Source organism: uncultured Sphingosinicella sp. (genome assembly GCF_963974575.1).
Classification (GTDB): Bacteria; Pseudomonadota; Alphaproteobacteria; order Sphingomonadales; family Sphingomonadaceae; genus Sphingosinicella.
In genome coordinates this window covers 92,766-111,947 of record NZ_CAXBBQ010000007.1, presented here as the reverse complement: position 1 = coordinate 111,947, position 19,182 = coordinate 92,766, and the positions used below count along the sequence as shown (strand labels likewise).

Sequence of the window (19,182 nt, the reverse complement as noted above, 5' to 3'; positions counted from 1 at the left end):
CGACTCCGGCGGTTGCTGCGCTGCAATAGGCGCGCACGGCCGGGCCTGAATGGCAAGACAAGGGGATCGTGAAGATGACCGCCACCGGACGCGACAGCCTGAACACCCGCCGCACGCTGAATGTCAGCGGCCGCGAATTCGCTTATTATTCGATCCCTGCCGCCGCCGAGCGCTTCGGCGATTTCTCGGCGCTGCCCTTCTCCATGAAGGTGCTGCTGGAAAACATGCTGCGCTTCGAAGACGGCGACACCGTCACTGAAGGCGACGTTGAAGCCTTCCGCTCCTTCCTCAACGCCAACCTTGGCGAGCGCGAGATCCAGTATCGCCCAGCGCGCGTGCTGATGCAGGATTTCACCGGCGTTCCGGCCGTCGTCGATCTCGCCGCGATGCGCGATGCGATGGCGAAGCTCGGCGCGGACGCGGAAAAGATCAATCCGCTCGTCCCCGTCGATCTCGTCATCGATCACTCGGTGATGGTGGACGAGTTCGGCACGCCCAAGGCCTTCGGCCAGAACGTCGCGCTTGAGTACGAGCGCAACATGGAACGCTACAAGTTCCTGAAGTGGGGCGCGCAGGCGTTTCGTAACTTCCGCGTCGTGCCGCCGGGAACGGGCATCTGCCACCAGGTGAACCTGGAATATCTGGCGCAGGCGGTGTGGACCTCCGAAGACGCGAGCGGCGCCACGGTGGCTTACCCGGATACGCTCGTCGGCACCGACTCGCACACCACGATGGTGAACGGCCTCGGCGTGCTCGGCTGGGGCGTCGGCGGGATCGAGGCGGAAGCCGCGATGCTCGGCCAGCCCGTTTCCATGCTCATCCCCGAAGTCGTCGGCTTCAAGCTCACCGGCCGCATGGCCGAAGGCATCACCGCCACCGATCTCGTGCTCACCGTCACGCAGATGCTCCGCAAGAAGGGCGTTGTCGGCCGCTTCGTCGAATTCTACGGCCCCGGCCTCGATGCGCTCAGCCTCGCCGACCGCGCCACCATCGCCAACATGGCGCCTGAATACGGCGCCACCTGCGGCTTCTTCCCGATCGACGCCGAAACCATCCGCTACATGCGCTTCACCGGCCGTGAAGACTGGCGCTGCGAAATGGTGGAAGCCTATGCGAAGGCGCAGGGCATGTGGCGCGATGCATCGACGCCGGACCCTGTGTTCACCGACACGCTCGGCCTCGATCTTTCCGAAGTGCGCCCCAGCCTCGCCGGCCCGCGCCGCCCGCAGGACCGCGTGCTGCTGGAAGACCTCGCCGCCGGTTTCGAAGCCGAGCTTACGGGCAGCTTCAAGGTGGCGGACCCGAAGAAGCGCGTTTCGGTTGATGGCGCGAACCACGATATCGGCCACGGCGACGTCGTGATCGCCGCGATCACCAGCTGCACCAACACCTCGAACCCGGACGTGCTCGTCGCCGCCGGTCTCGTGGCGCGGAAGGCGCGCGCGAAGGGCCTCGATCGCAAGCCGTGGGTGAAGACCTCGCTTGCGCCCGGCTCGCAGGTCGTCACCGATTATCTCGAAAAGGCCGGGCTGCAGGCCGATCTCGATGCCATCGGCTTCGATCTCGTCGGCTATGGCTGCACCACCTGCATCGGCAACTCGGGACCGCTGCCGGCGCCGATCTCGAAGGCGGTGAACGACGGCGACATCGTCGCCGCGTCCGTCCTTTCGGGCAACCGCAACTTCGAAGGCCGCGTCTCGCAGGATGTGCGCGCCAACTATCTCGCCTCGCCGCCGCTCGTCGTCGCTTATGCGCTCGCGGGCACGGTGCGGAAGAACCTCGCGGTGGAGCCGATCGGCACGGGTTCGGACGGCGCGCCGGTGTTCCTGAAGGACATCTGGCCGACCAATCAGGAAGTCCGCGCCACGGTGGAAGCCTCGCTCGATGCGGACATGTTCAAGGCCCGCTACGCGCACGTCTTCAAGGGCGATGCGCAGTGGCAGGCGATCGATGTGACGGGCGGACGCACCTACAGCTTCTCGTCGGTCTCGACCTACGTGCAGAACCCGCCGTACTTCGAAGGCCTCACGATGACGCCGAAGCCGCTCACGAACATCGTGAGCGCACGCGCGCTCGCCGTGTTCGGCGACTCGATCACCACCGATCACATCTCGCCCGCGGGCTCGATCAAGGCCGATTCCCCGGCCGGCAACTACCTCACCGAGCATCAGGTGAGCCGCGCCGACTTCAACTCCTACGGCTCGCGCCGCGGCAACCACGAAGTCATGATGCGCGGCACGTTCGCGAATATCCGCATCCGCAACAAGATGACGCCGGGCATCGAGGGCGGTGTCACCCGCCATGTGCCGTCGGGCGAACAGCTTGCGATTTACGACGCGGCGATGCGCTACAAGGATGAAGGCACGCCGCTCGTCGTCCTTGCGGGCAAGGAATACGGCACCGGTTCCTCGCGCGATTGGGCCGCGAAGGGCACCACGCTGCTTGGCGTGCGCTGTGTCATCGCGGAAAGCTACGAGCGTATTCACCGCTCGAACCTCGTCGGCATGGGCGTGCTGCCGCTCCAGTTCCAGGGGAGTGACAGCGCCGAAACGCTCGGCCTCACCGGCGACGAGCTGTTCAGCATCGATGGCGTCGCGGACCTGAAGCCGCGTCAGGAGGTCACGGTGAACTTCACGCGTGCCGACGGCACCACGGGTTCGTTCGTCGCGCGCTGCCGCATCGATACGAACAACGAGCTGGAATATTTCCGCAGCGGCGGCATCCTGCACTACGTGCTGCGCAACCTCGCCGCCTGAGGATACGAGAGGGCGGGTTTCAGGCCCGCCCTACTCCCATTCGATAACCTGCCAGCCGCGCGCCTCCGCAAGCGCGCGCAGCTTCGGTGTCGGGTTAATCGCAAAGCCTTCGTCGGCCCATTCGAACATCGGCGCGTCGCTGTGGTGGTCTGAAAAGAAGCGCACGTGCAGCGTCTCGCGCGGCGGCAGCGCCGCCGTCACCATGTCGCGTTTCGCGCCGTCGTAGCAGTTCTCGCCGTCCAGTTTCGCCAGCACCGCGCCCGAAGCGTCGCGGTGCGATTTCGTGCCCACCACGTGCTCCACGCCCAGCCGCGCCGCGATGGCGTGTACATAGAACGTGTAGGATGCCGTCGCGATCACCACGGTGCGGCCTTCCGCCTTCTCCGCGTCGATCCGCGCCTGCGCGCCGCGGAACGTGCGCCCCGGCACCATCCAGCGCGCGAAGCCTTCGGCGCGCGGCGCGATCCGGTCCATCGGCACGCGCCGGCCCATCAGCAGCCGGTGGTTGATCTCCTTCAGCCGTCCCCGGCTGACGAAACCCGCGACATAGGCCCCGCCCGCCAGCAGCGACAGCGGCAGCAAAAGCAGCCGCCACGGCGCTTCGTGCCACGCCCAGTAGATCAGCCAAGGCGAATAGGAACCGCCCCGCGTGATCGTCCTGTCCATGTCGAAAACGGAATACTGTATTAGGTCGCTCAAACAGCCTCCAGCGCTTGCCTGAAGTCCGCGACTAGATCGTCTACATGCTCAACCCCGATCGACACCCGAACCAGATTGTCGCTGATCCCAAGCTCCGCCTTCCGCGCGTCCGGCACCGATAGATGCGTCATCGCCGCCGGGTGACTCGCCAGGCTCTCCGTCCCGCCGAGCGAGACGGCCAGCTTCACCAGCGTCAGATTGTCGAGCAGCCGAAACGCCTCCGCCTCCCCGCCCTTCACGATCACAGAGAAGGTCGAACCCGACCCCGTACAGTGTCGGTCGTATATGTCCCGCTGCGCACTCCCCGGTTCCAGGAACCCGAGATACCCCACCCGCTCGATCTTCGGATGATCGCGCAAGAAGGCGCAAAGCGTCCGCGCATTCGCCTCCGCCCGCTCCATCCGAAGCTGCACCGTCTCAAGGCTGCGCAGCAACATCCACGACGTGTGCGGATCCGTGATCGTCCCGATGGTATTGCGCAGCGCCAGGATCGGCGCGAGCGCAGCCTTGGTCCCGATACACGCCCCGCCCACCAGATCGGAATGCCCGCCCACATACTTGGTGAGAGAATAAAGCGAGATGTCCGCCCCATGCCGCGTCGGTGCCTGAAAGACAGGACCGAGGAAGGTGTTGTCACACATGATGACCGGCGTCTCGCCCTCCGCGAACACCGCATCGCGCGCCGCCGCCACCGCCTCGATATCGACGAGATCATTGGTCGGGTTCGCTGGGCTTTCGAGATAGATCACCGAGACGCGCCCCTTGGCCTTCGCCGCGCGCAGCGTCTCCTCAATCGCCTCGTGGCTGGCCGACGCACGAAAGTCCATCCAGCCGACCGAGAACTTGCCGATCACGGCATCGATCAACTTCTCGGTCGCGGCATAGAGCGGCGCGGAGTGCACGATGATGTCGCCCGGCCGCACATAGGCCATCAGCGCCGTGGTAATGGCTGACATGCCGGTCGAGAAAACGAGCGCGTCCTCGGCGCCCTCCCACAGCGCCAGCCGGTCCTCCAGAATCTCCTGATCGGGACCATTGAACCGGCCGTAGACCAAGCCCTCTGCACCACCGGGACGCCGCCCGATGATGCCTTCGAAGAAGCGCTTGCCGTCCGCTGCGCTTTCGAAAACATAGGTGGAGGTGAGGAAGATCGGCGGCTTCAGCGCACCCTCAGACAGCGTCGGATCATAGCCGTAGCCCATCATGAGCGTAGAGGGGTGAAGTCGACGCCCGCCAAGCTCCAGCGACTGCGGCTTCATCGCACGGCGGCGCGCCGGCGGCGGTTCTGCGTCTGTCATGTCCGCAACCTATCCCTCTGCCTGCTTGTCTGCAACGCATACGCCCTCAGACAGAGCCAAGCGGATCACCGGCAATAAAAAAGCCCCCGAGTCGGGGGCTTTTTGTGTTGAGAGCGGCAGCAATGCCACTCCGCGACCACAGCGCCTAGAGGTAGCTGCCGCCAAACAGCCAATCCCAAAAACCCTTCGCAGGCTGAGCCGGCTTACGAGTCGTATTCGTACGCATATTTGTTCCCCAGCATCACAGTTATGGCAAGCTGCCATACTGGTATTTATGCTTAACAAATATGGTTTACAAGCATTAACCGTCAAAGTTAACCATTTGCTTTAACTTTGGCAGGATAGGCGATCATCTCCTTGAGGTCGGAATCCTCCATGGGTCTCGCGATGTGGTAGCCTTGGCCGCGATCGCAGCGAATCTGCGCGAGCGCGAACAGCTGCTCGGGCGTTTCGATCCCTTCCGCGACGACCTCCAGCCCCAGGATATGCGCAAGCTCTATGGTCGACACCATGACTGCGCGGTCTGCAGGCCCATCTAGAAGTGCGTTGGTGAAACGGCGATCGATCTTGAGTTCTGTCGCCGGGATCTTGCGCAGATACTCCAGCGTCGACATGCCTGTGCCATAATCATCAATGGCGATGCCGACGCCGAGCATACGAAGCTCGTTGAGGGTCGCAAGCGCAGCTTCCCCCTCGGCGATTGCGGCCGTCTCCGTAATTTCCAGAACGAGAGCATCCGCAGGGATTTGATAGCGTGCGAGTACGGACCGCACGACATCCACGATTATGCGGGACGAGAGTTCGCTCGGCGATAGGTTGACCGACATTCGGAATGCCGGATTGCGACGAAGAACATCGCGCGTCACGGCACCGGCGCGATCGAGAACGAAGGCGGTGACCTTCCCGATTCGGCCGTTGCGCTCGGCGATCTCCACGAAATCCATCGGGCTGATGGGACCGCGCACAGGATGCGTCCAGCGTACCAGCGCTTCTGCGCCGCTGATCACCGCCGTTCTGAGATCGAGCTGCGGCTGATAGGCAACCCAGATGTGACCCGCTTCCAACGCATCATCGAGTTCACCGAGCAGCGACAGCTTCCATTCCTTGGCCTTCGCCGTCGCTGGGTCGTGCACCATCCAGCAGACGCCTTCCTCGCTCGCTGCGTGAGCGGCCGCAAGGGCGCTGGCCAGGCGGTGCGACATCGGCAAGGCGGTTTCGCGATCAATCCCAAAGGCAACGTCCACATCATAGCTGCGCTCGGCAACCTTGATGGGGCTGCGGAAGATCAGTTGCATGGCCTTGAACTGGTCCACGACCAGTTCAAGTTCCGCAGCGTTGGTCAGCCAGACGAAATTGCCGTCGTCGCCGTGCCAGAGCTGCGCGCCGGTCGTACCGATCGACAGGCGCGCCGCGATGAGCTTGGTGAGTTCGTGCTCGAAATCAGGGGGCAGCGTGCTGACGATATCCGCAAAGCGGCGCACACGCGCGGCGATCAAGAGCTCCGACGAGATGAGATCTTCGCGGCGAAGCATCGCGTTGACAGTTGGGAGACCCGAAACGGGATGCACGAGACCAAGCTCTCGCCGGCGTTCGAGCACCTGCTGCCATGCAAATACGACGAGCGAGCCGACAGCCAGAAGCAGTGCGGGTGCCACTTCCACGAACACATGGGCGTGTTCAAGGACCAGCGGCAGCACCACAAGCATGGAGAGGCCGGGAACACCGAGCATCCATTTAAGCCGATTGCTGCCGTATAGCAGCGCCGTGGATACAGCGACAGCCAACATCCAAAGCGGCCACCAGCCAAGCACGGCAGGTCGGCCCGCCTTCAGCGTTTCCGCCCCAAGAACAGTAACAAAAACGCTCGTCGCGTGCCCCTGCCCGGGCACAGCAAGTCGTGTCGAAAGCGTTTTCGAGTTGAGCCCCACCACGACCGTACGCCCCTTGACGTCGAGTTCTGATCGCCCGGTGATCACATCGGCCGCACTCGCATAGGGAATCGATGCCAGCGTATAAGAATAGTCGATTGGGAATTTCTCGCCGAGCCGACCGTCAATTCCGGCGATCGCCGTCTCCATCGATCTGCGCACTCGGTCTCCGATAACCTGCCGATACGCAAGATCCGGTACTCCGTTCCAGTAACGCAGGAACTTCATCGTCGAGACCACCTCGGCGGTGTCCCCGAGGCTGGACGGTTCAAGGACGCGCGCCTTGCCATCGGCGGCGTAATCGTTCGTGCTGGCCAGGAACACAGCACCCGGATGCCGGTCTATGACCTCTGCAAACGCACGGTCTCCCTGGGGTTCGAGTGGTGGCAGATAGAGATCGAAGAATACCCGGTCGGCACCGGACTCAAAAAGCCGATCGGTGAGCGCAGCGAGGCGCGCACGGTTCCAGGGCCAAGGGCCAGTGGTCGCGATCGCCTCATCGTCAACACCAACCACGACCACCTCGCCGCTCACCGGCTGGGCGCGGATCTTGTTCCGTAGCGTGAGAAGCGCAAGGTCCACCGGCTCCATGAACGCGGCAATCCCCATGAGCCCTGACACGAGCATCAACCACAGCAAAGGCTTGCGCTTTTGCGCAAGCACCGTGAGCGGCTCGAGAGCGCGGGACAAAGGCATGGTCACATGGTTACCGACCGAACCTTAAGAAAAATTATCAGGCGGCCCGCGGAGGTGCGAAAAAACCCCACAAATCCGCCTTCCACTATGCGGCCGCAGAAGTCTCCGTCCTTAGCCGCTTCATGGTCGTTTGAAGCGTAAAGTGCAGGCCTTCGGGGCGGTACATCACACCGACGGCTCCACCAAACTGCGGCGCGAGCGCCCGGTTTAGAAGGCGTGATCCGAACCCCCGGCGTTTCGGCAAAGCGACGGGAGGGCCATCTACCTCTACCCATTCAAACGCAAATGGATCGTCCGTACCGGCTCTGCCTGCTTGCCATCGAATGTCAATTTTCCCGGAGGGCACTGAAAGTGCGCCATATTTTGTGGCGTTTGTCGCAAGTTCATGCACAGCAAGCGCCATGGATAGCGACTGGTCGGCGGAGAGATAAATCGACGGCCCACTCAGACGGATAGCCTCAGCGTTCCCATGGGGTCGGAGCGCTTGCTCCACGATGTCCTTGAGCGGCGCATCGCTCCAGCGGGACCGGGTCAATATGTCGTGCGCATGTCCCAGCGCCTGCAAACGTTGTGCAATGAGCTTCCGTGAATCTTCAGGGGAGGATGTGCGAAACGTCTGATCGATCACGGCAGAAACGACCGCGAACATATTCTTCATGCGATGCGCGAGTTCCTGATTGAGAAGCATGGCGTGGCGCTGCGCTTCGATCATGGCCGTTGTCTCAATGACCGTATCTATCATGCCGACAACATTGCCCGACTCATCTCGCACTGGGCTGTAGCAGAATGTAAACCACGCCTGCTCAGGATAGCCGTGGCGGTTTAGCGTGACAGCGAAATCCTCAATGAATGTGGCCTCGCCTTCAAAGGCGCGCTTCACAATTGGTCCGATCTCGCTCCAGACTTCCGACCAGACCTCGTTGAACGGCCTCCCCAGTGCTGCCGGCTTGCTGCCAAGAATGGGCTCGAAGGCGTCGTTGTAGATACAGATAAGTTCGGCGCCCCAGACGAGGCACTTTGGAAAACGCGAACTCAGCACCAGAGCAACAGCCGACTTCAGCGTGGGAGACCAGTCCTTCGCAGGTCCGAGAGGTGTTATCGACCAATCGAATGCCCGGATGGCGTCGCCCATCTTTCCGCCGCCTTCCAGAAAATGCAGAAGCGGCATACGTTGAACTCCGGGCGGCGGAACTGCCGAGGCCGAAACGCTATAACAGACCCCGATGGTTAACAATCCGTGCTTGCGACGAAACGAAATCCTCTATTCGCGCAGCTCTCCACCGACCGCACGCGCGGCCTCGACGATCTTTCCGGCAATCGCGGAGAGTTCCTCTTCGGTGAAGCTGCGCTCGTCGGGCTGTAGCGTCGCGCGTATAGCAAGCGAGCGCTTGCCCGGCTCGATGCCCGCGCCCTCGAACAGGTCGAAGAGCCGAACCGCCGTGATGCGCTTCGGCTCTGCTTTCTGCACCGCGCGGAGCAGCGTGTCTGCCGCCAGCGCCTTGTCGGCAACGAAGGCGAAATCGCGCGTCACCGCCTGTAGCGCCGGAGGCGAATAGACAGCCCGACCGCGCTTGCCGCGGGGCGCGGGGATCGCGTCGAGGAAAATCTCTGCGACCGCGACCCGACCCTGAAGATCGAATGCGCGCGCGAGGCGGGGGTGAAGCTCGCCGAACTCGGCCAGGATCGTCTTGGGGCCAAGGCCGAGCTTCGCTGAACGACCCGGATGATACCATTCGCTCGCCCCCTTGAAGGCCTGGGCGCGCTCCACGGGAGCACCGGCAGCTGCGAGCAGCGCCAGCACTTCTGCCTTCGCGTCGAACACGTCGAAGCCCTTGGCCGCACCGTCGCGCCAGTCCTTTTCCTGACGCGCTCCGGCAAGAACGAGGCCTAGCGTCAGCCGCTCGCCCTCGCCGAGATAGCGGCGTCCGAGTTCGAACAGGCGGATCGAGGCCGCGCCGCGGTCGCTGTTGCGCTGCGCTGCGGCAACAAGGCCAGGGAGGAGCGACGGGCGCATGACGGCGAGGTCGGCGGAGATCGGGTTTTCGAGCGCGAACACCCCGCCTCCGAAGCTCTCGGCATCCTGCGGCGCGATGAAGCTCCATGTGACAGCCTCGTCCAGACCACGTGCCGCTGCGGCGCGGCGCAAGGTGCGTTCGGTGAGCTGGACGGGCGTGGCGGTGGGCTTCGCGACACCCTCAGCGCGGGCGAGCGGGGTGGAGGGGATCGCGTCGAAGCCGGAGATGCGGACGACCTCCTCGACGATGTCGGCGGCACCATCGACGTCGCGGCGCCACGACGGGGCGGTGATGCGCCACGTGTCGCCCGTCTCGACCATGAAGCCGAGTGCGGCGAGGATTTCGGCCTGCTTCGCCGGATCGACGGTAACGCCAGTGAGACGCTGGGTGAGGTCGGGCGTGTAATCGACCTGCGGGGCGATCTTGGGGGGCTGGCCGGCGCGGAGTTCACGGCTGGGGTCGCCGCCGCAGAACTCGCGGACCATGCGGGTGGCGAGCTGGAGCCCGCCTTCGAGGAAAGCCGGATCGACACCGCGTTCGAAGCGGGCGCGGGCGTCGGAGGTGAGGCCGAGGGCGCGACCGGTACGACCGATACGGTGCGGGGTGAAGTACGCGCACTCGATGAGGATATCTGTCGTCTCGGCCTCGACGCCCGAATGCTCGCCACCCATGATGCCGGCGATGTCATGAACCTCGCGAGCGTCGGCGATGACGGTCATTTCGGGATCGAGCGCGTAGGTCTTACCGTTGAGCGCAACGACGCTCTCACCGTCGGCCGCGCGGCGGGCGACGACGGCGCCGGAGAGCTTCGCAAGATCGTAGACGTGCAAGGGCCGTCCGCGATCGAAGGTGATGAAGTTGGTGATGTCGACGAGCGCAGAGATCGGACGCAGGCCTATGGCCGTGAGGCGCTGCTGGAGCCAGGTGGGAGACGGACCGTTCTTTACGCCGCGTACCACGCGGCCGAAGAAGGCGGGGCAGCCTTCGGGGTCGTCGGTGCGGATTTCGATCGGGCAATCGTAGCCACCTTCGATCGCTTCGATCGTGCCCGCCGTCAGCGTGCCGAGGCCGAGCGCGGCGAGATCGCGCGCGATGCCGCGCACGCCCATGCAATCCTGGCGGTTCGGCGTCACCGCAACCTCGATGACGGGATCGTCGAGACCGAGCACCTCCGCGAACGGCGTGCCAACGGCGGGTTCGCCGGCAAGATCGATGATGCCAGTGTGCGCGTCAGACAGCTCAAGTTCGCGCTCCGAACACATCATGCCGTGCGATTCGACACCGCGGATCGCCGCGACCTTCAAGGTCACGTCGATTCCGGGCACATAGGTTCCGGGCGCAGCGAACACGCCGTAAAGGCCCGTGCGCGCATTGGGGGCGCCGCAGACTACCTGCAGGGGCTCACCGGTGCCGGTATCCACCTTCAAGACCTGGAGCTTGTCCGCCTGCGGATGCGGCGCAGCCTCCAGAATCTTCGCCACGCGGAACGGTGCGAGACGATCGGCAGGGTTATCGACGCCCTCGACCTCAAGCCCGACACGGGTGAGGCCAAGCACGATCTCTTCAAGCGAAGCTGTAGTGTCGAGGTGGTCCTTCAGCCACGAAAGCGTGAACTTCATGCGCCGACTCCTCCCGAAAGCGTGGGTACGGCGAGCGGCGAGAAGCCGTAGTGCTTCAGCCAGCGCACATCACCGTCGAAGAAGGCGCGAAGATCGGTCATGCCGTATTTGAGCATCGCCAGCCGGTCGATGCCGGCGCCGAACGCGAAACCCTGCCATTCGGCGGGATCGAGACCGCACGCCGCGATGACGCGCGGATGCACCATGCCCGAGCCGAGGATTTCGAGCCACGACGCCTCGCCCCCGATCTTCAGTGTGCCGCCTTCCCATGAGCAGCCGACATCGACCTCCGCCGAGGGTTCGGTGAACGGGAAGTAGCTGGGGCGGAAGCGCAGCGTCACATCATCGACCTCGAAGAAGGCCTTGATGAATGTTTCCAGCGTCCACTTGAGGTGCCCCATGTGGATGCCCCGATCGATGACGAGACCTTCGAGCTGGTGGAACATCGGCGTGTGCGTCGCGTCCGAATCCGAACGATAAACGCGGCCCGGCGCAATGATACGAATCGGCGGCTGCTGGCTCAGCATCGTGCGGATCTGCACGGGCGAGGTATGCGTACGCAGCAGGAAACGGCGGCCTTCCTTCGCGAGCTGCTCGGGGAAATAGAAGGTGTCGTGCATCGCGCGCGCCGGGTGCGATTCCGGGATGTTGAGCGCGGTGAAATTGTGCCAATCGTCCTCGATCTCCGGGCCGGTCGCGACCGCGAAGCCGAGGTCGGCGAAGATTTCGGCAAGCTCGTCCATAACCTGCGACACGGGGTGCACGGTGCCGAGTCGTGCGGGCTCGACGGGAAGCGTGACGTCCACCGCCTCGGCAGCAAGCTTCGCATCAAGCTCGGCTGCCTCAAGCGCGGCCTTCCGCGCGGAAAGCGCATCCGACACCGCCTCGCGCAGCACGTTCAGCGCCGCGCCCGCTGTTTTGCGGGCTTCCGGATCCATGCCGCCGAGCGCCTTCAGCTTCTGCGTGATGGCCCCTGATTTGCCGAGCGCAGCGACGCGCAGCGCCTCGACGGCGGCGGCATCGGGTGCAGCGGCGATTTTGGCGAGCCACTCGCCCTGCTCGGCGGAAAGGTCGGACATCATTGAACCCCGGTTTTCAAAAAAAAGGCGCGGCCGCTGCCGTAAGCAGCGCCGCGCCTTACCATTGCTTTGGTTCGCGTTTGTTACGCGGCCTTCGCGAGCGCAGCTTCTGCCTGCTTGACGATGACCTTAAACGCGTCGCCCTCGTGGACGGCGAGATCGGCGAGCACCTTGCGGTCCAGCTCGACGCCGGCCAGCTTCAGGCCGTGCATGAACCGGCCATAGGTGAGGCCTTCTTCGCGGACAGCGGCGTTGATGCGCTGAATCCAGAGTGCGCGGAAATTCCGCTTCTTAACCTTCCGGTCGCGATAGGCGTACTGGCCGGCCTTTTCGACCGCCTGACGCGCGATGCGGATGGTGTTCTTCCGGCGGCCGAAATAGCCTTTGGCTGCCTTCAGGATCTTCTTGTGCTTGGCGTGCGTGGTTACGCCGCGTTTGACACGTGCCATAAGTTATCCTCCTATTTCAGGCCGTAAGGCGCCCACTGCTTCAAGACCTTCTTGGTCTCGCAGTCGGCCAGCACCTCGGTGCCGCGGTTTTGGCGGATATACTTGGAATTGTGGCTGATGAGCCGGTGGCGCTTTCCGGCGACACCATGCTTGAGCTTGCCAGTCGCGGTGATCTTGAACCGCTTCTTGACGCCGCTCTTCGTCTTGAGCTTGGGCATTTCCGTCTCCTTGAAACGCTATAAGACCGCCTCGGCAGCCCACACTGGCCGGGCGGTCACGTTTTCGAAGCGCGCGCTATAGCGGGGCGACGCGCGAAGAGCAAGCCCGGCAGCGCACGCGGGCGGTGCTGTACGGGACTTATCACCTGTTCTAGAAGCCGGACATGACCATCACCCAATCCCTGATCGCCTTCACCGCCGCCGCGACGGTGCTGACGCTGACACCCGGCGTCGATACGGCAATGGTGCTGCGGAGCGCCGCCACCGGCCCGCGCAGCGCGACATTCGCGGCGATCGGCATCGGGCTTGGCTGCCTGATCTGGGGCGGGGCCGTCTCGCTTGGGCTCGGGGCACTTCTTGCGGCCTCGGAAATGGCCTTTACGATCGTGAAATGGGCGGGCGCCGCCTATCTGCTTTATTTGGGCGTCTGTCTGCTCCTGAAACCGCGCGCCGCGCTTGCCGTGGACAGCGGCGCAACGGGCGGCAGCGCGCGCGAGGCTTTCACGCGGGGGCTTGTGACCAACCTGCTGAACCCGAAGATTGGGGTGTTCTACATCACGTTCCTGCCGCAGTTCATCCCCACCGGGGTCGATCCGGCCGGGTTTTCCTTCATTCTTGCGGGCGTGCATGTCGTGCTCGGCACGTTGTGGTTCGCTGTGCTGATCGCCGCGACCATCCCGCTCGGCCGATTCCTTGCGCGGCCGCGCGTCGTGAAGACGATGGACAGGCTGACCGGCGGCGTCTTCATCGCGTTCGGCCTCAAACTCGCACTTTCCCGGCAGGGCTGAAGCTGAACTAGCCGAAAAGCCCCGGCTGGACCGCAGCGACGGGCGCGCGCTCGTGCGCGAGCAGCCAGCGCTTGCGTTCGATGCCGCCGCCGAAGCCGGTGAGCGAACCGTCCGCACCGATCACGCGGTGGCAGGGCACGATGATGGCCACGGGATTTGCACCGTTCGCCGCGCCCACGGCGCGAACGGCGGCGGGGCGACCGATGATGGCCGCCTGCTCCGCATAGGTCCGCGTCTCGCCGGGCGGGATGCGCCGCAGCGCCGCCCACGCCTCTTTCTGGAACGCAGTGCCGCCGGGATCGACCTCGATCGCCGCCGTCGCGGCGAAATCGCCTTCAAAATAAGCTGCAAGCGCACGGGAAACAGTCGCGGGCGCCGCTTCCTGCATTTCGAGCGCGGTATCCGGCCCTTGATACCGCGCGAGAAGCGTATGGAATCGGTCGTCCTTGTCGGCCCATTCGAGCGCCCGAACGCGGTCGTCCGCACCCCAGACACAGAGCATGTCGCCGGTGGGCGTACCGATTCGCGCGGCGGCGAGCGTGTGTTTGGGGGAACGCTGAAGCATCGCCGCACGTTAATCCCCCCATGCAGACGCCGTCCATCCGCGAATGGGGTCGGGAATGGGGCCAATCCGGCCGCGACACCTGGGATCGGTTGCCGAACCCAGCGAAGCTTGCGCTCAAAGCCTTGCTTTGGGTGGTGGGCGTGCTTTTCCTGCTGTGGCTGATCCTGTTTATCACCAAGGGACGCTTTCTTGAGCGGCCCTTCGAGCGGATCGCGACCAATATCGTAGGCCGGGAGGTGAGCGTCGGCGGCGATTTCCAGCTGTATTCGAACCCGCACATCAAATTTCGCGCCGAAAAGCTCGTCGTCGCCAACCCCGCGTGGGCCGAAGGCGAGAAGTTCATCGATTCGGACCTGATCGATCTTCGCATCGACATTCTGCGCCTGATCTTCGGCGATATTCTGTTCCGGCGCGCGACGCTGAAAGATACGCATTTCGCCTTGGAGTGGGACGAGGCGGGCGTTCACAACAGCTGGACCTTCGGCGAGGCACGCGGCGAGCCCTTCCGGCTGCCGAAAATCCGCGAGGCGGCGATCGCGGGCACCTCGCTCGCCTACCGCGATCCACCGCGCCAGCTTTTCGCCGATCTCAGCTTCGCGCCCATTTCCGCGCGCTCCAACCGCTTCGGCCAATCGATCGGCTTTCAGGGGCGCGGCACCTCCATGCGCGAACCTTTCCGCGTGAGCGGCCGCCTGGAAAGCCCAGATGCAACCGCAGCCGGGGGCAGAAACGACATGACGGCCCGCATCGAAGTCGGCGACAGTCGCATCGATGTGGCCGGAACCCTGCCCGGCGTTACCGAACTCGACGGCGCGCTGCTGAATCTCCATGCCGAGGGCGGAAACCTGGCGACACCCTTTCTGCTGCTCGGCGTCGCCGTGCCCGAAACCCGGCGCTTCGACCTTGGCGGCGAACTTCGCCCGGTGGGAAACGAATGGCGCATGACCAAGATCGCCGGGACGTTCGGCGACAGCGATCTTTCCGGCAGCATGACCGTGCGCACCGGTGGCGAGCGCCTGTTCATCGCGGCGGACCTCGCCAGCCGCGCGCTCGACATTTTGGATGCCGGGCCGTGGATCGGCATACCGCCCGAACGGCTGGAGCGCATGGGCGGCAAAGGCGCGATCACCAGCGAAGGCGGGCGGCCGCGCGTGCTGCCGAACGCGCCGCTGAACGCCGAAGGGCTGAGCCGGTTCGATGCGCGGATCGCCTATCGTGCCGCCGCGGTTCGCACCGGCACGATCCCGCTTCAGAACCTGCAGGTGACGCTGGGGCTCGATAACCGGCTGCTGACGCTGAAGCCCGTGCGCTTCGATTTCGCGGGCGGCACGCTGACCGGGAACATCGATCTGAATGCCCGGCGCACGCCCGTGGTGACGCACTATGACGTGAACCTGAGCCCGGTGCGCATCTCTGAACTGTTAAGCGGCTTCGATATAGACGGCACCGGGACGAAGGGCGTTCTGAAAGGCCGGCTGAAGCTCACGGGGTACGGCAACGACGTGCGCGAATCGCTGGGCTCTGCGAACGGGCGCATCGCCGTGATCTTGCCGCAGGGCGATTTCTGGATCCGCAACGCCGAGCTTCTTGAGCTCGACATCGGCGACTTCGTGGAGGCCGCGCTCGGCGACAAGCTGAAGGAGCCGGCACGCATCCGGTGCGGGCTGATCGCCTTCACAGTGAAAGACGGCATCGGCCGCGCCGACCCCATCTTTATCGACACGCGCAAGAACGTAATCCGGGGCGGGGGCACCATCAGCTTCAAGGATGAAAGCCTCGACCTAGCGGTGGAGGCCGACGCGAAGAACCCAAGCTTGTTCTCCGGCCAGTCGCCGATCGGTGTCGGCGGCTGGTTCGCGGCGCCGACGGTGGACCCGATCTCCGGCGAGCTGGCCGGCCGGGCCGTGGCGGGCGGCGTGCTGGGCGCGCTGATCTCGCCGCTGGCCGTGCTGATCGCCTTCATCGATCTCGGCGACGAGGAGGACACGAACTGCGCGCCGGTGCTCGCGGGGGCGAGCGGCGCGGCAGTACGGGCGGCGGACAAGGCCGCCGAAAAGAAGAAGTCCGACGGCTAGGACAGGAGGCGACGCGAGACTTCAGGGAGCAGCGAGGCGTCGCCGAGCGCGATGACGCTGCCCTTGCTGTTCTGGTCGAGGGGCTTGCCTTCCCAATCCGTCATCGAGCCGCCCGCGCCGATGACGATGGGGGCGAGCGCGGCGAAATCATGGAGCTTGAGGTTCGCCTCGACGACGATGTCGATATGGCCCGCCGCGACGAGGCCGTAGTTGTAGCAATCCCCGCCGTAGACGAGCTGGCCCGCCGCGGCGGCGAGCGCTTCGAACAGCGTGCGTTCGGGCGCGTGAAAATACTGCGGGCCGGTGGATGCGATGAGCGCCATCGACAGCGCTGGACAGCGGCGCGTGGTAACGTTCTCGCCGTTCAATGTCGTCGCCTCGCCCTCGGCACCCGTCCAGCGGTCCCGCCCGATCGGCTGATCGATGATGCCGAGCACGGGGCGGCCCTCTTCGAGGAGCGCGATAAGCGTACCGAAAATCGGGCGCCCGGCGATGAAGCTGCGCGTGCCGTCGATGGGATCGAGCACCCATACGCGGGAGGCGCCGGGATTGGAGATGCCGAATTCCTCGCCGACGATGCCCTCCGCTGGGCGCTCCGCCTCGATAAGCGCGCGCATCGCGGTTTCGGCGGCGCGGTCCGCGACGGTGACGGGTGAAGCATCGCCTTTCGTCTCCACCTCGACACGCGCACGGAACCACGGCCGGATCGCTTCGCCCGCAGCGTCGGCGAGCCGGTGCGCGAAGGCGAGATCATCGGCGCGACTCATGGCGCACCCCGCAATGGTTCGACTTTCCTTGCCGGCGCCGCACCGCTAGCGTGCGCGAAATTTTTCAGGGAATCATGCATGAAGCTCTACATGTCCTACACCTCGCCCTATGCGCGCAAGGTGCGTGTGTTCGTTCGCGAACTCGACCTTGAGGACGCCGTCGACGAGGTGCCGGTGAATCCGCTGGAGGATCCGGACGAGCTGGTCTCCGTGAACCCTGTTTCGAAGATACCGGCGCTGATCACCGACGACGGAACGTCAGTGCACGACAGCCGTGTCATCCTCGCCTATCTCGCAAGCCTCAAGGATCCGGGCGACCTTTACCCGGCGCCGGGCGATCCGAAGCGCTGGGCCGCGATGACGCTCGCCGCGCACATCGACGCCATCCTCGACGCCGCCGTCGCCTGGCGCATGGAAACACAGCGGCAGCCGGGCGAGCGCTCCATCTTCTGGCAGGGACGCTGGCGCGGGAAGATCGAGCGCGCGCTCGACGCGCTCCCCGCCATGCTGGATGCCGCGCCCAGCTATCGCCGCTACGCCGAAATGCTCTCGGTGATCGCGCTCGAGTATATCGATTTCCGGCATCCCGTGCTCGACTGGAAGCGGACGCGGCCCGAGCTTACCAAGCTCCACGACGAATGGGCTTCGCGCTCGTCGATGGTGGAAACGCAGTTCCCGCAAGGCTGAGCCCCGGCATCGTTCTGGTGCCGGTATAATTTACATACTGAAAACTTGCTTTCGAAAGCACCGAGGGGACTCGCTCGGATTCCCGTGGATTCCTCTCGACTGGCACAGGCGTTGCTTAAGGAGCCTCAACGGGGCGCCGGAGGATGAAAAGCGCCCGGACAGTGGAGGATGACATGAACATTCGCATTCTGGGCAGCGCCGCAACGGCCGTCGCACTTCTCGCCAGTATGCCGGCTGACGCTGCTTCGATCTCGCTTTCGGCGACGGTGCGCGACTTCTCGGCCGCGCATCCGGACTTCGAGGACGGCATCAGCGGCCTCGTTCCCGGACTCGTCAGCAGCACACTCAACGCCGAAGGCAATCCGGACTTCATCGGCGCGCCCGGTGCCGGGGCCATTTCGAGCGCAGCGTCGTTCGACCAGTGGTACAAGGATGTGCCGGGTACGAACACGGCCTACACGCTCAACCTGACGCTCAATGAAACAGCGCCGGGCTCGGGCATCTTCAGCTACGCCAACTCGTCCTTCTTCCCGATCGACGGCGTCGCGACTGACACCGAAGGCCGTCCCCACAACTACCACTTCACGCTCGAGCTTGAGACGAGCTTCACCTACCAAGGCGGCGAAGTGTTCAACTTCACGGGCGACGACGACCTCTGGGTCTATATCGATGGCCAGCTCTGCATGGACCTTGGCGGCGTGCACGGCGCGGCGTCGGGCTCCTGCAGCCTCGACTCGCTCGGCCTGACGGTGGGCGAAGACTATGCTTTCAAGCTGTTCTTTGCGGAACGCCACACGTCGGAATCGAACTTCCGCGTCGACACGACGATCCTGCTTGAGGACACCGCCGTTCCGGAACCGGGAATGCTCGGCCTGCTCGGCCTCGGCCTCGTCGGCATCGGAGCGTTGCGCCGCCGCCGCTGATACTCGGCGCCAGACGGGCGAACATCAGGGCGACCCTTTCAGGGGTCGCCCTTTTTCGTTGGCGAGATAAGCCGGACGGGCGCGTAACGGGATGCCGCGCGGCGGCTGAGCGTTCAGGCGAGGCTCTCGATCAAAACATCCTGCGCGCCTTGCCAGAGCGCGCGCTTGCCGAGCGTGGGCAACTGGTCGAGCCCTTCGACGATGCTGAGGAAATGATTGCCCGCAAGTTGGCCGAGCTTGCTGGCGAAACACACCGCACCATAGGCCAGCAGGATCTCCGTCTCGCTGTAACCACCCGGATAGAAGATCATCTGACCGGGCGCCGGATAGCTGGTCGCGTTCTCGAAGGTGAAGGGAACGGATGCTTCGCCGAGCGGCACCCAGCAGCCTTCACCGCTCCAGCGGACATGCACGAACTGCGTTTTGTACGGCAGCAGGGAGAGGAAGTACCGGCATGTCTCCGGCGCGCGTTCGTGTTCGAGACGGGCGAGAAAGACGAGGTCGCCGGCGGTGATGCGGATATCGGCCATGCGTACTCTCCCAACCTGCCGGACCACGAGCGGCGCGCGGACGCTACCGGCTGCTCCAAGGATTGCAACCAGGCAACAATTCCGTCTGAT

General features: G+C 64.4%; 16 protein-coding genes. 5 read left to right on the top strand and 11 right to left on the bottom strand.

All coding sequences use genetic code 11. The annotated features are described in order from the left end of the window. Window positions 1–74 precede the first annotated feature (74 nt). Entirely contained in the window at window positions 75–2,756 is a 2,682-nt protein-coding gene (gene acnA / locus AAC014_RS13990) for an aconitate hydratase AcnA (RefSeq protein WP_339709481.1), read from the top strand. Window positions 2,757–2,786: 30 nt separating this feature from the next. On the opposite strand, the gene AAC014_RS13985 is transcribed toward acnA, so the two are convergent. The 8 genes from AAC014_RS13985 to rpmI form a co-directional block, all read right to left on the bottom strand. Next, on the bottom strand, window positions 2,787–3,455 hold the full coding sequence (locus AAC014_RS13985; protein WP_339709480.1) for an HAD-IB family phosphatase: 669 nt from the start codon (window positions 3,453–3,455) through the stop codon (window positions 2,787–2,789). Continuing rightward, entirely contained in the window at window positions 3,452–4,753 is a 1,302-nt protein-coding gene (locus AAC014_RS13980; RefSeq protein WP_339709479.1) for a cystathionine gamma-synthase family protein, read from the bottom strand. Before AAC014_RS13980 ends, AAC014_RS13985 begins: the two co-directional genes overlap by 4 nt. Before the next feature lie 314 nt (window positions 4,754–5,067). Next, window positions 5,068–7,377, bottom strand: coding sequence for an EAL domain-containing protein (locus tag AAC014_RS13975; protein ID WP_339709478.1), 2,310 nt, complete (start codon window positions 7,375–7,377; stop codon window positions 5,068–5,070). An 85-nt stretch (window positions 7,378–7,462) separates the two neighbouring features. Next, complete coding sequence (locus AAC014_RS13970) at window positions 7,463–8,545, bottom strand: HWE histidine kinase domain-containing protein (RefSeq protein ID WP_339709477.1); 1,083 nt, start codon at window positions 8,543–8,545, stop codon at window positions 7,463–7,465. Between the two features lie 93 nt (window positions 8,546–8,638). Then, window positions 8,639–11,011, bottom strand: a complete 2,373-nt coding sequence (gene pheT / locus AAC014_RS13965; protein ID WP_339709476.1) for a phenylalanine--tRNA ligase subunit beta — start codon at window positions 11,009–11,011, stop codon at window positions 8,639–8,641. Next, entirely contained in the window at window positions 11,008–12,090 is a 1,083-nt protein-coding gene (pheS, locus tag AAC014_RS13960; protein WP_339709475.1) for a phenylalanine--tRNA ligase subunit alpha, read from the bottom strand. Before pheS ends, pheT begins: the two co-directional genes overlap by 4 nt. An 83-nt stretch (window positions 12,091–12,173) precedes the next feature. Next, complete coding sequence (gene rplT, locus AAC014_RS13955) at window positions 12,174–12,539, bottom strand: 50S ribosomal protein L20 (RefSeq protein WP_293780343.1); 366 nt, start codon at window positions 12,537–12,539, stop codon at window positions 12,174–12,176. Between the two features lie 11 nt (window positions 12,540–12,550). Then, window positions 12,551–12,757 (bottom strand): 50S ribosomal protein L35, encoded by a 207-nt coding sequence (rpmI, locus tag AAC014_RS13950; RefSeq protein WP_184069050.1) that lies wholly within the window; start codon window positions 12,755–12,757, stop codon window positions 12,551–12,553. A 164-nt stretch (window positions 12,758–12,921) separates the two neighbouring features. Here rpmI and AAC014_RS13945 point away from each other — a divergent pair, with 164 nt between their 5' ends. Beyond that, a complete protein-coding gene (locus AAC014_RS13945) occupies window positions 12,922–13,545 on the top strand; it encodes a LysE family translocator (RefSeq protein WP_339709469.1) in 624 nt (207 codons plus the stop codon). Window positions 13,546–13,552: 7 nt separating this feature from the next. Here AAC014_RS13945 and AAC014_RS13940 read toward each other — a convergent pair whose 3' ends face one another. Next, complete coding sequence (locus tag AAC014_RS13940; RefSeq protein WP_339709467.1) at window positions 13,553–14,110, bottom strand: methylated-DNA--[protein]-cysteine S-methyltransferase; 558 nt, start codon at window positions 14,108–14,110, stop codon at window positions 13,553–13,555. A 20-nt stretch (window positions 14,111–14,130) separates the two neighbouring features. On the opposite strand from AAC014_RS13940, the gene AAC014_RS13935 reads away from it, so the two are divergent. After that, complete coding sequence (locus AAC014_RS13935; protein ID WP_339709465.1) at window positions 14,131–16,185, top strand: AsmA family protein; 2,055 nt, start codon at window positions 14,131–14,133, stop codon at window positions 16,183–16,185. On the opposite strand, the gene hisN is transcribed toward AAC014_RS13935, so the two are convergent. Then, the gene (hisN, locus tag AAC014_RS13930; RefSeq protein WP_339709463.1) at window positions 16,182–16,952 is read right to left on the bottom strand and encodes a histidinol-phosphatase; all 771 of its coding nucleotides are present in this window, start codon (window positions 16,950–16,952) and stop codon (window positions 16,182–16,184) included. The genes AAC014_RS13935 and hisN overlap by 4 nt on opposite strands. 78 nt (window positions 16,953–17,030) lie before the next feature. Here hisN and AAC014_RS13925 point away from each other — a divergent pair, with 78 nt between their 5' ends. Both AAC014_RS13925 and AAC014_RS13920 read left to right on the top strand, forming a co-directional pair. Beyond that, window positions 17,031–17,639, top strand: coding sequence for a glutathione S-transferase N-terminal domain-containing protein (locus tag AAC014_RS13925; RefSeq protein WP_121050736.1), 609 nt, complete (start codon window positions 17,031–17,033; stop codon window positions 17,637–17,639). A gap of 173 nt (window positions 17,640–17,812) precedes the next feature. After that, on the top strand, window positions 17,813–18,562 hold the full coding sequence (locus AAC014_RS13920; RefSeq protein WP_339709460.1) for a fibro-slime domain-containing protein: 750 nt from the start codon (window positions 17,813–17,815) through the stop codon (window positions 18,560–18,562). Between the two features lie 113 nt (window positions 18,563–18,675). Here AAC014_RS13920 and AAC014_RS13915 read toward each other — a convergent pair whose 3' ends face one another. Continuing rightward, entirely contained in the window at window positions 18,676–19,092 is a 417-nt protein-coding gene (locus tag AAC014_RS13915; RefSeq protein WP_339709458.1) for a DUF3830 family protein, read from the bottom strand. Between the last annotated feature and the right edge of the window lie 90 nt (window positions 19,093–19,182).